6 protein-coding genes and 3 pseudogenes are annotated in these 10,948 nt (G+C 66.6%); 5 read left to right on the forward strand and 4 right to left on the reverse strand.

Features of this window, described 5'->3' with window-relative positions; genetic code table 11:
* Window positions 1-391 (reverse strand): annotated as a pseudogene (locus tag ABZ624_RS40380) (transposase family protein); the annotation flags it as partial.
* Window positions 392-808: 417 nt separating this feature from the next.
* Here ABZ624_RS40380 and ABZ624_RS40385 point away from each other — a divergent pair.
* Window positions 809-2,272: a DUF5722 domain-containing protein gene (locus tag ABZ624_RS40385; protein WP_360100195.1), complete on the forward strand. Its 1,464-nt coding sequence runs from the start codon at window positions 809-811 to the stop codon at window positions 2,270-2,272.
* 163 nt (window positions 2,273-2,435) lie between these two features.
* On the opposite strand, the gene ABZ624_RS40390 is transcribed toward ABZ624_RS40385, so the two are convergent.
* Window positions 2,436-2,684, reverse strand: a complete 249-nt coding sequence (locus ABZ624_RS40390; protein ID WP_360100198.1) for an integrase core domain-containing protein — start codon at window positions 2,682-2,684, stop codon at window positions 2,436-2,438.
* A 326-nt stretch (window positions 2,685-3,010) separates the two neighbouring features.
* Here ABZ624_RS40390 and ABZ624_RS40395 point away from each other — a divergent pair, with 326 nt between their 5' ends.
* The 3 genes and pseudogenes from ABZ624_RS40395 to ABZ624_RS40405 form a co-directional block, all read left to right on the forward strand.
* Entirely contained in the window at window positions 3,011-3,637 is a 627-nt protein-coding gene (locus tag ABZ624_RS40395; RefSeq protein WP_360100201.1) for a hypothetical protein, read from the forward strand.
* Window positions 3,638-3,648: 11 nt separating this feature from the next.
* The gene (locus ABZ624_RS40400; protein ID WP_360100204.1) at window positions 3,649-4,242 is read left to right on the forward strand and encodes a hypothetical protein; all 594 of its coding nucleotides are present in this window, start codon (window positions 3,649-3,651) and stop codon (window positions 4,240-4,242) included.
* Window positions 4,243-4,581: 339 nt separating this feature from the next.
* Window positions 4,582-5,451: pseudogene (locus ABZ624_RS40405) on the forward strand (pyridoxal-phosphate dependent enzyme); the annotation flags it as partial.
* Window positions 5,452-5,716: 265 nt separating this feature from the next.
* Here the strand turns inward: ABZ624_RS40405 and ABZ624_RS40410 are convergent.
* Window positions 5,717-6,661 carry a hypothetical protein gene (locus ABZ624_RS40410; protein ID WP_360100207.1) on the reverse strand — a complete coding sequence of 315 codons (945 nt, stop codon included), beginning with the start codon at window positions 6,659-6,661 and terminating at the stop codon, window positions 5,717-5,719.
* 1,025 nt (window positions 6,662-7,686) lie between these two features.
* Window positions 7,687-10,533, reverse strand: a complete 2,847-nt coding sequence (locus ABZ624_RS40415; RefSeq protein ID WP_360100210.1) for an alginate lyase family protein — start codon at window positions 10,531-10,533, stop codon at window positions 7,687-7,689.
* A gap of 330 nt (window positions 10,534-10,863) precedes the next feature.
* On the opposite strand from ABZ624_RS40415, the pseudogene ABZ624_RS40420 reads away from it, so the two are divergent.
* Window positions 10,864-10,948: pseudogene (locus ABZ624_RS40420) on the forward strand (IS6 family transposase); the annotation flags it as partial.

Here is a 10,948-nt window from a genome sequence, read left to right on the forward strand (position 1 = left end):
GGCTCGTCCGCGGCGATGCGGTCGATGGGGATGAGCGTGCCGTCGACGATGACGAAGTCCCCTTCGCCCAAGCCGGCGAGGGCCTCGTGCAGGCCAGGCGCCCACGCGGCCAGTACCTCCGCGGTCTCGCCGACGTAGTGCCAGGCGGTCGCTTCCGACACGCCGAACCCGGCGGCCACCTGGGCGAGGGTCTCATTCTTCCGCAGGTGGGCCAGCGCCAGCAGGGCCTGATTGAAACACCCCAACTTCCGCCAGCGCGTGCGAAGTTCACGCCTTCGGGCGTAGATGAGCCACGAGACGTGCTCAACCAGCTCGTACGGGACGTCGAGCATGGAAGGATACGGAACCAACGAAGCCCCCCGGCCGATGGCGTGCTGAGTGAGATCACCACACCAACGACGGAGGGCTTCGCCATGTCACCCAACCTGACCTGCCCATTTCATCCCCACGGCACAGGATGAAAGAGGTTCACTGTGAGGGCAAGCGTCCATGCCGCCCGAGGGTGCTATTGCAGGTGGTCTGCATGGTGGTGGCATGCACTCGCGGCAGTCCAGTCTTCTGGGGCCAGCCAGAGTAACCGGAGTGATCCCCATTGCAATCACATCTGTCTGGCCTCACGATTCTGCTCAAGCAGCGTTCGGCTGCCGGGGTCTTGTCCGGCAAGCACGAATGGGGCTCACAATTCAAGGATCACCTCTTAAGGAGGATCATGGCCAGGTCCCCGCGACGCCTCGTCGCAGCATTATTAGCCGCGCTTACTCTCATCCTTTCCTCCGCAGTCCCAGCGTTTGCGAGGCAGCCGGCGCCATTGCCGTATCCCACTAGGTCGGACTATCACGTCAAGGGACTTCAACCGGACTTCTGGTACCAGGACGAGATTGCCGGAAACAACGCCGGCGGCGTGTCGATGAACTTGGTCTGGTCGCAATGGGAGCCGAGCGTCAAGGCTGCTCCGTGTGCCGCGAACGAGCAGGAGTACGACGGCCACTGCTTCACCGTCCCGGCCCAGGTTGACTCGGCCATCAAGGGGTGGAGTGATCGCGGGCTGGTGGTCACGGCCATCGTCTGGGGCACCCCCGCATGGGCTCGCCAGGGGCGTCCCTGCACACCTGCGGCGCCGGGTATGGAGGTCTTCTGTGTGCCCAACAACCCCGCCGACTTCGGGCGGTTTGCCGGCATGGTGGCCCAGCGCTACGACGGGCTGCACGGGCGCGGCCGGATCGCCGACTTCGTGATTGACAACGAGGTCAATACCAACGACTGGTTCAACATCGGCTGCGGCCACGGCGTGCCCTGCGATGCCAACACATGGCTCGACCAAATCGCGGCCAACTACAACGCGGCCTACGACCGCATCGTCGCCGAGCAGCCGAACGCCAAGGTTTTGACCTCGCTGGAAAACCACTTCGGCCGGGAATTCGACAACCCGGCCGGCGGGATGCTGTCCGGCATGACCGTGCTCGAAGGGCTCAACGCCCGGGCGGGGAATCGGCAGTGGCGGGTGGCCTTCCACGCCTATCCCCCGAACCTGTTCAGCCCGGCCTTCTCCGCCGATGACTACCCCTACGTCACCTTCGGCAACATCGGCATCCTCCTGGGATGGCTGCGCCAGCGCTTCCCGGATAAACCGCAGGCCTGGACCGTCCAGCTCACCGAGAATGGAATCAACTCCGGCGCTCAGTCCAGTGAGGCGGCCCAGGCCAGCCAGTTGTGCTGGAGCTTCTTCAACGTGCTCGGCACACCGGGCATCGAAAGCTACATCTACCACCGCATGCAAGATAATCCGGCTGAGGGCGGCCTCCAGCTCGGCCTGCGCAGGGCAGACGGCTCAGCCAAACCCGCATGGGCGATCTGGGCACTGGCCAACCGCAACGATGTGTCCCCGTCCCAGCTCTCCTGCGGGTTCGAACACCTGCCCTATACAGTGCTCATCCGCGGCTACAACCCCCAGCGAGGCCATGTCGCCACCTCCCGGCAACTGCCGCTAGGGTTCACCACCGAGGCGAACTGGCACCTCTTCCGCGAGGAGCGGCCCGGCACAGTCATGCTTTACGAGTGCAAGGTCGGGGGGCACTCAATCCTGACCCGGGACCCCGGATGTGAGGGCCTTTTCCCGCTGGGGCCCGTCGGCTACATCCACACCAGCCCAGCACCCGGGACTTTTCCCCTCTATCGCTGCTACATCCCCTCCAACGGCGACCACTTCATATCGCAACGGGCTGACTGCGAAGGCACCCACACCGAATCGCTACTCGGCTACGCCATGCAGTGACACCACGAACTTCTGGAGCGGACCTGAGGGTCATCGAACCGTTTGAAGGAGATACCTCCGAAGGGCGCCCCGTGGGGGCGCCCTTCGGACGTATCTCCGGGTCTGTCCAATCAACAGCGGGGCCTTCCAGTGAAGTTTCCCCGTGATGTTGGACACGCGTTCGTTATGCCGCGAGGGCCTGTTGGTGCCGCTGCCTGGTCTCGGCTGGGGTGAGGTAGCCGAAGACCTTGTGCTTGCGCAGGCGGCGTCGGTTGTAGAAGGTCTCGATGAAGGAGAAGACCTCGGCGCGGGCGGTGGCCCGGTCGGGCCAGACGCGGGTGCCGATCTCCTCTTTGAGTAGGGCCCAGAAACTCTCCGCGGCAGCGTTGTCGAAGCAAGACCCGGTACGACCGCAGCTCTGCCGCGGCCCCAACTGCCGTATCTCACGCGCCGGAGTTCAGTGGAGGCGATCGCCTGCCCGAGACCTACCGAGCCATCGCCGGCCTCGTCTCCGACCGCACAGTCATGACCTGAAAAACGGCCGTGAGAAGGGCGAACACGCTTCACCCGCTATCACGCACCAACTCGTTACTTCCCACCTGGCACTGCTTCCCCTGGGCTCACACGTCCCAGTCTCCAGGTGTCCATGACCAAGGGGAAGCTCCACCTCGACGCATCGGCGAAACTCGGGGCAGCTCATCCATAGTGGCACCCCGGAATCGTCCGCCCCAGCTGTTCGTTTCGTCCCTTGAGGAGACAATGTTCATTGCGAGGAAGAGGACGCCACAAAGGCATATCAGAGAAAACGAAGTGGTGATGACCATGCAACAACGGAGTCGGCTCGACCTCAGTCGGCGCAGTGTTCTGATAGCGGGCGTCGCCGCTCTGGCGAACACGTTACCCCCGCCTATCCGGGCGGAGGCCATGGGTGGTTGGTCATGGAAGCTGTTCACCTACGACCGTGAAATCTGGCAGCGGAACTATTGGAATGGCAGGGAGGAGTTCGATTTTCGCTTCGGTGGCGGAGGATGCATGGCCAGCATGCGCTACTGCCCCGACACCTACCGTCCCCTCCTGTCGCCCACAAACAGGGGTGAGGAGACCGACCGCGTGATCCAGGGCGTGCTCTGGGGACTCAACGTCGCCGGCAGCGGGCCCCGAAGGGAACGGCGCTGGAACGTCAACCAAGCCGGCGACGGGAGCGGCAGGTTCAGTCACACCGTCGCCGTCGAACGGCCCGACACCTCGACGACTGACATCTGGACGATCGCCGACAGACAGTGGAACCAGGCGATGAACGCCGTCTTCGCCGGCTCCGACGCCGTTCCGCAACTCACCCGGTACACCCGCCTGAACAACGGTACCTTGGAGATCCGTCGGTGCTGAGGCTGCCGAGGGTGGTCAATAACGGCGCCACCGTGCCCAAGGTGACCTTCTGCCTGGAGAACTGGACCCCTTTCCTGAACTCCAGCAACGCCTTCGACGCCGTCGCCTTCTCACTCCATTCCGACGGCACCCCCGCCGAGTGGTACCGCGCCGGATACAACATCCCCCGCTATCCGTGGACCCCCACTGCTTCCACGTCCGGCTATGCCGTCGTCTACACAGAGCGTGCCCCATACACGACCCCTAACGTGGCGGTCGTGTACTCCAAGAGCAACGGCCAGAGATTCGGTACCTCGGCCCGGCTCAAAAACGTGCGCAACACTATGGACTGGGACACCGGCATCGGTGTGCTGCCGGGCATCAGCGTCGTCAACAGTCAGAGCGGCAGCATCCTCGACTACACCATCCGCCTCGTCCCGAGGGCCAGGTTAAGTGCCGGGCTGGCGGCAGACCTCACCAGGCAGGTGGGCCAGATACGGGCACCAGCGCTCTATGGCCCGGGCTTTGCGCTCAGCGGCGAGCTCGCCACCATTGCGAGCAGGCTACGCGGCTACCTCCACTCCACCGCAGGCACCAGGACCAATCACCTGGCCCAGCTGCTGTAGAGCTGAGGTGCCAGCCGGGAAACAACCGAGAACCTGGCCCCGAGACCGCTGAAAGGTGCAGACAGAAGCAGCTCGGCGTTTCGTAAGTGGCCTACCCGAACATGGACGGCGGCTTCGCGGTGCCCACCCCTGGGTCCACAGCTCGGGTGAGCATCATCGTCGAATTCTTCGCGGCTCTGGGGTGACGCGTCAGCGGCTCCGGATCTTCAGGGCGGTGACGCCATCCGAGTCGCTCTCCTTCGGCAACTTCGATCCCGAAGACGCTGTGGTCGAGTGGCAATGCCTTTTGCCGGTGGCAGCTTGAGGACTCGTCGAAGCCAGCGAGTCTCATATCGTCGCTCGCTCAAGGCCCGCGGCGCGCAGAACTTCATCCAGGCCCACCGCGACGCGAACACACTCCCCGACGCCAGGGTGACCATCGCCTCCGGCGGCAACGCCGGGCTGGCGTGCGCCTGGGCCGCCCAGCAGCAGGGCGTACGGGCCACGGTCTTCCTCCTCGAGACCGCGCCAGCGATGAAGGTGGCCAAACTCCGTGGCTACAGCGCCGACGTCCGCCTGATCGGCTCCGAGTACGCCGAAGCCCTTGCAGCCTGCGAGGAGTTCGTCTGCAGGACCGGCGCCCTGTCGAGCCACGCCTACGACCACCCGCTCATCGCCGTCGGGGCCGGCACCCTGCTGGAGGAAATCCGCCACCACTTCCCCGGTCTGGACACCGTGGTGGTCGCGGTCGGCGGCGGTGGCCTGTTCGCCGGGGTGGCCACCGCCGCCCAGCGCCACGGCATCCGCACCGTGGCGGTCGAGCCGGAGAACTGCCGCGCCCTCAACGCCGCCCTCCAGTCCGGCGCCGTGATCGATGTCACCGTGGACTCGATCGCCGCCCACTCCCTCGGCGCACGCCGCACCTCCCAGATGACCCTGCCCGCCGCCCGGCAGGACCGAGTGCACTCCGTACTCGCGCCGGACGCCGAGATCATCCGCGCTCGACAGGCATTGTGGGACCATCGCAAGGTGGCGGTCGAGCACGGTGCCGCCACCGCCCTGGCCACGCTCACGTCACCGGACCAGCACGTCCCCGACCGGGACCTGCCGACCCGGCCCGCCGCAGCGAGCCGGAGCTACCGGCCCGGCAGCGGCGAGAAGGTCTGCGTGGTGCTGTGCGGAGCGAACACGGAACCGTCCGACCTGGTAAATCGGCCCACCACACACTGATGAGCGGCCCGAGGGGTCAGCCGCCCTGCTGCCCCCTCGCCGTATTCGGGCCTTCCAATAGCGGCGGCCGAGGGCTGTCACACACTGCCTGCGCAGGCGGCGGAGGCCACAGGAACCACGTGGTGGGGCGATGCCGATGACGCCGAACTGACCACAGCATGGCGAGACTGGCTGAACGCCCCCCAGGCGAAATAGCCCGCCCAGCGCCCCTGATCTCCTCGCGAGCGACCGCACTCCCTTCGAATTGAAGGTTCTGCGCAGCTTCTCAGCTCAGCGCCGGACGCGCCGTATCGTGCTCACGCGGCGCGCTCAGGGTGGTGGTCGTGTGGCGGCTGAGGCGCTTCGGGGAGGTCTGGGAGCGGCCGCCCAACGCCGCCGTCAGCGGTCCGGGCCGTCGCCGTGACGGGGGCGTCCGCGTCGGGGAGCACGATGATCCCGCCGAGGTGGTCAGTGACCCGTGCCGGAGGAATCCGGCCTTTCCAGACGTCGCGTACGTAGTCGGGAACCTCCGCCCGCAGTCGTTGGGGACACTCTCGAAGAGGGCACCGGTGACCGGGGCGGCGCGCTCCATGACCGCCGCCCCGGCGAACTGCCCGTTCCTGATCCGCTGGACCGGCCGGAGAAGTTCCTTCGCCACCCGGCGAGAACCTCGTTGCGGCTGCCGCAGGAAGCTCTCGAGGCCCTCGTCCAGTCCGCGCGCGAGAGGCACGATCGGCTCGTCCAGGCGGTCGGGGCTGGCGATGTCTTCGAGGGGGACCGCGTCGTGGAAGGCCATCACTCCCGAGTTCCGGCTGTCCAGGCCGACGGCGGTCTCCGCCACCAGGGCGGAGACGGTGGATACACCGACCCGGTCGCGTTCCTTGCAGGGAATGTCGTCGTGGGTGCGGTCGCAGTCCAGGGTCGATCGGTATTGCGAGTCACCGCAGCACAGGATGTAGGCCGCGGGGACGTGGAAGCGGTTCGCCGCCTTGATCAGCCTGGAGAGCTGTGTCCGGTCGTCGCCGCGCGTCTTGTAGGTGAAGTCGATGCTCCAGCGCTTGCCGTGCACCTTCAAGATTTTCGCCTGGACGAGGAGCCCGTAGCAGGTGCCGTCCCGGTCCACCCACCACCACAGCCAGTCGGCTCCGTTTTCCTTCTCCTCGTCAGCGGCGAACTCGGCGAATCGGATGCGCGGGTGCGCGGTGGACAGGAGCACCTGGGTCGCCGTCACCTCACGGAACATCCCGCAGCGTCCAGCATCCCCGTCATCAGACGATCCACTGCCGTCCGGCCCTGCCCGGAGAGCCCTGGTTAGGGCTGGTCTCATGACCGGGGAAGTGGCTCAACGCGGCTGCCCTTCTCGGCGACTGGGGAATGGCCTTCTCCTCATCATCCCCCGGCGCGGAGAAGGTCACCCTGGCCACCTCCAGGGAGGCCGATAGCTGGGCCGACGCCCACTCCACCGGCCACGGCAGCCGGGGTCACGTGTGGCTCGGCGTGCGGTGGCTCCACCCCGGTCACACCATTCACCTTCCTGCGGTTCTGGAGCACGAGCTCGCCCAGACCGTGCCCGAGTCCGCGTTGCACCCCGACACACGCTCCGGTTCCCCATATGTGCGATAAGAGGCCGGTTGGCGCGGTACGTTGGCAGGCAGTCCCCCCTGGACGCCGCGTCCCCCCGTGCGCTGCGTCCGGGGGCGTACTCCGCCGGATCCGGCGTGATCGTCGGCCGCGGCCCGTCCGGCCGCGGCAACCCGTTTCCTCGACCGTCCGCCTTGAGGGACCAGCTGTCTCCCTCGTGGGAAGGTCACCAGCCCGAAACTCCGGGGTTCGGGGTCCGGTAGACCGGGGTGGTAGGAGCGAGGGGGAGGTCGGGGCGGACCCGGGCGCGGGGGAAGAACCGGCGCTCACGCGTGAACGTGAGGCCCCTACCGCGCCGTCCTTGTAGACCGGCCCGACGAGCCGCCCGTCGCTGTCGCGGATTCCGATCCGCACCCCCGGCTTCCAGTGCGCCCGCCGCCACGTGCCGAACACGAGCGGCCCCCGGGAGCTGGCCGGCGATCCAGCATCGGCGGCCTGCGGCGTTGAGCCGCAGCCGTTCGGAGTACGGCCCGTACTCGCCTATCGGCAGGAACGGCTCGATCAACTGCCACTGCTCATCGGTAAGCTGCCTGCGTGTCACGGCCGCCTTCCTACCGGATCCCCTCTTCCCGAGGGACCCGGATCGGCAAGATTGATCACGACATCACACAGGCCCTAGCGCAGGGCGGCCGCGAGAATCGTTCCGCCGTGGCGGGCAACGGGGGCATGGCGGCCGTTGACGGTGACACTCTTCGCCCAGGGGGCGTGCACACGCAGTGCCCTTGCCTGGTCGGTGCTGGGGATGAGGCGGGAACCGGTGAGGGCCACGGTATGGGTGGCCGGATCGAGGTGCACGGCAACGTCCGGCATGCGTGTCGGGGACGTCATCAGCGCCATTTTCTTGTAGATGAGTCGGCGGCCTCCAAGGAGCAGCCAGCTCTGCCGTTCGCCGTCCCGCTCGATGTGGGCGAGGACGCCGTCGAAGCTGAAGGATCCGAAGCGGATGACACCGGGTGGGCTGCTGTGAGCAAGGCATAAGGTGGCGGTGTGCTGGGGGCTGAAGCGGATGACCAGGGCGGTCGCCGTGGGGGCAGGTAGACCGGTGATGGAAATCCGGTCGATGGCGGCTTTCGTCGTGACGCCGTGGGGCTGCGCGATGAGGGCCGTGGCGAACTCCGCGGGACCCGGGCATCGTTGCGTGTAGGTCACGTAGGGGGCCTCGGTGACCGTGTAGAACGCCGGGGAGTACCAGCCATCGCGTACCTGCGCGGCCAGGTGGCCCGCGTCGGCGGGAACGATCTGTAGGTTCGCGCCGTCGGCGAACCGAGTAGTGGTCATCTTGGTGATGTGATCGATGGCCGGGTGCGCGTCGGGCAGGAAGTGCCAGTTCTGCCGGTAGGTGTGAGGCGCGTTGTCGGCGGGGTCGAGCCGGTCCACCACGATCCATTGGGCAAGGTGGCGCAGGAAGAGCACCGTCCGTGTGTGGCGCACGCCGGAGGTCGCGTTGCTCCAGGCGCGCACGAAGTCGAAGACGTCGTTCGTGGCGAACAGATCCAACTTGCCGGGTCGTCCGGGAACTTGGGCCCTTCGGTCGATCTCGATCGTGTTGGCGGACTCAGTTCTCTTCCTCAGCCAGTTGCTACGGGGGTCGCTGCTGTAGGTGAACGCGCCCATGTTGGGCAGCAACAGCCGTCCATGCGCATACACGGTGAGGGCGAGATCGTCCGGGTGTGCGTGCGGCCCCCGGTCGGCGTTGATACGCAGGTAGGAGGCATCGGAGCGCCACCCATCGCGCAGCACGGCGACGCGGGTGTCGGGGTAGAGCACCGAGGTGTGCCGGGGAGGGACGCCCTTGCGGCCGTCGGTGGCAACGTAGCGCAGCTGCTCGTCACCGAGGGCGTTGGCGAGCCGGGCGAAGGCCGGTCGGCGGTCGGCGGTGCCGCTGTCGCCGTACGAGGGGCCCCATCCTCCGGGGAGATTTTGGTCGGCGAGGAAGTGCGCCAGGCGCCGCAGGTCTGCTGCGCCACCCAGCTCATGGCCGTTGTCTCGGAAGTATGCCATCAAGGACACGAACGTCGCGGCAACGCCGTGTGCGTAGCCGTCGGTCGCTTCTGTGTAGCCGCCGTCGGGGTAGAGGGCGTGGCTCAGCTGGTGGGCGAGAAAGTCGCGGGCGTTGGCCAGCCAGGCTGGGCTGCCCACCAGTTCCGGGAAGTAGAGGGCGAGTGAGGCCAGGGCCCATTTCTGCGCTTGCATCCAGTTCGGGGCGGGCCCACCGGCACGGGCCAGGTACTGGCCCGATTTGTCCAGGGTGCGGAGCAGTTCCAGGTGCATGTGCGGGGTGAGTGAGGTGCTGCTGCGCAGGATCTCGTATGCCTGGAGCCAGCTGACGACTCGGGCGGCGGAGTCGAGGCTTCGTGGGAAGGAACCCGCACCGTATGGGGTGCCGTATCGGTCGGCGTCGTGCACGAAGTCGAGCATCAGCCCGGCCAGTCCTGCCGCGATCTTCTCGTCGCCGCTCTTGCGGTAGGCCTCGGCCATCGGCCCGGCGAAGGAGAAGCGCGCGAGCTGGTAACCGTACTCGGGGTCGGAGCCGACGGGTCCTTTCCAGTCGAAGCCGCCCCGGTCGCCCTGCCAGGAGAAGGTGTTCTGCACAGTATTGGCCCAGCACCGTGTGGCCTCGTCGAACGTCTCGCGCGTCTGGTAGACCAGCACTTGTTTGGCACGACGGCTGGTGGCATTGCGGCCGGTCAGACGCAGCACGGCGGACTTAGGAGCGTTGGCCAGATCCTTCAACTGGAAAGCCACGTAGGCCTTCCGGGTCCTTGCGGTAAAGGCACCGGGTCCCTCATCACGGACTTGCAGTTTGGCAGCGTGTCCGAAGACGCGTTTGGCATCGGCGCCGGCCGTGATGTAGGTGTCGGCGGTGGCCACAATGGTGACCGTGGTGCCGTCGGAACCGGTGACGACGAGTGTGGGCCGACCGGAGGTGGCGCTGCGGGAGTGGAACACCGCTGTGGAGGGCTCCTTGTGGCGAGCCATCAGGAAAAACGCCGCATACCCGGATGCGTAGGAGCGGATCAGCGCGTCGGTCACATCGGCCTCGACCACCGCGTCGGTGCCGGTGACGGTGACGGAGTCCTGCAGGATCTCGCCGGCACCGAGAGTCCAGATGTGATCCAGAACCAGATCGACGAGCTCCGGCCGTAACACCCCGTTGCGCCGGACCGGCAGCGTGCGCGCCTTGCGTTTGCGTAAGTGCTCGCACAGGTGCGTTGCCGCGCCCGCATAGTCGCCAGCCTTGACCGCCCGCTCCACCGGCGCGAGCGTAGCCGCCGAGGCGTAATCGAGCCGGGCGGGCACAGTCCAGCGATGAGATGTGGCGTTCCATACGCCGAAAAAGGCGCGGTCGGCGTCGACAGCACCACGCTGAGCCTCGGCACCGCTTCGGAAAGCGCTCTCCGCATCGGCCGTACCGGCGGGCAGCGCCAACGCGCCAGCCGTGCCAGCGAGGGTGCCCAGCACGCCTCTGCGCGACCAGGGCAGACCAAGGACTCGCTCGCTCATACGGAAGCCCCCTGCTCGGCCAGGACACCCGCAGGACCCATACCCGCTAGCCACACCATGGCCGCCGGAACCGCTAGAACATTTAACGGCAATCGGGACACGAGAACTCCTTCTGCTTATGAAGATCGTCTCCTGCGAATTCCTACTATTTGAGCGTAACGGAAATTGGTGGAGACTAACAATTGACGTGTACATGCCTGCTCGACTAGAGCGTTCATCTGCTCAGCCGGGATAGATCCGGCTGGGACGGAGGGTGCTGTCACGTGAGTTTGTCCCGGGGGTGCGGGTGCGCCGTCGTACAAGGGCCACCGCTACCGGATGGAGGTCGTTTCGCACTGTGTGTGGCTGTACTTCCGCTTCCCGTGGTCGTTCC

This window comes from Streptomyces sp. NPDC007205, assembly GCF_040634095.1.
GTDB lineage: Bacteria > Actinomycetota > Actinomycetes > Streptomycetales > Streptomycetaceae > Streptomyces.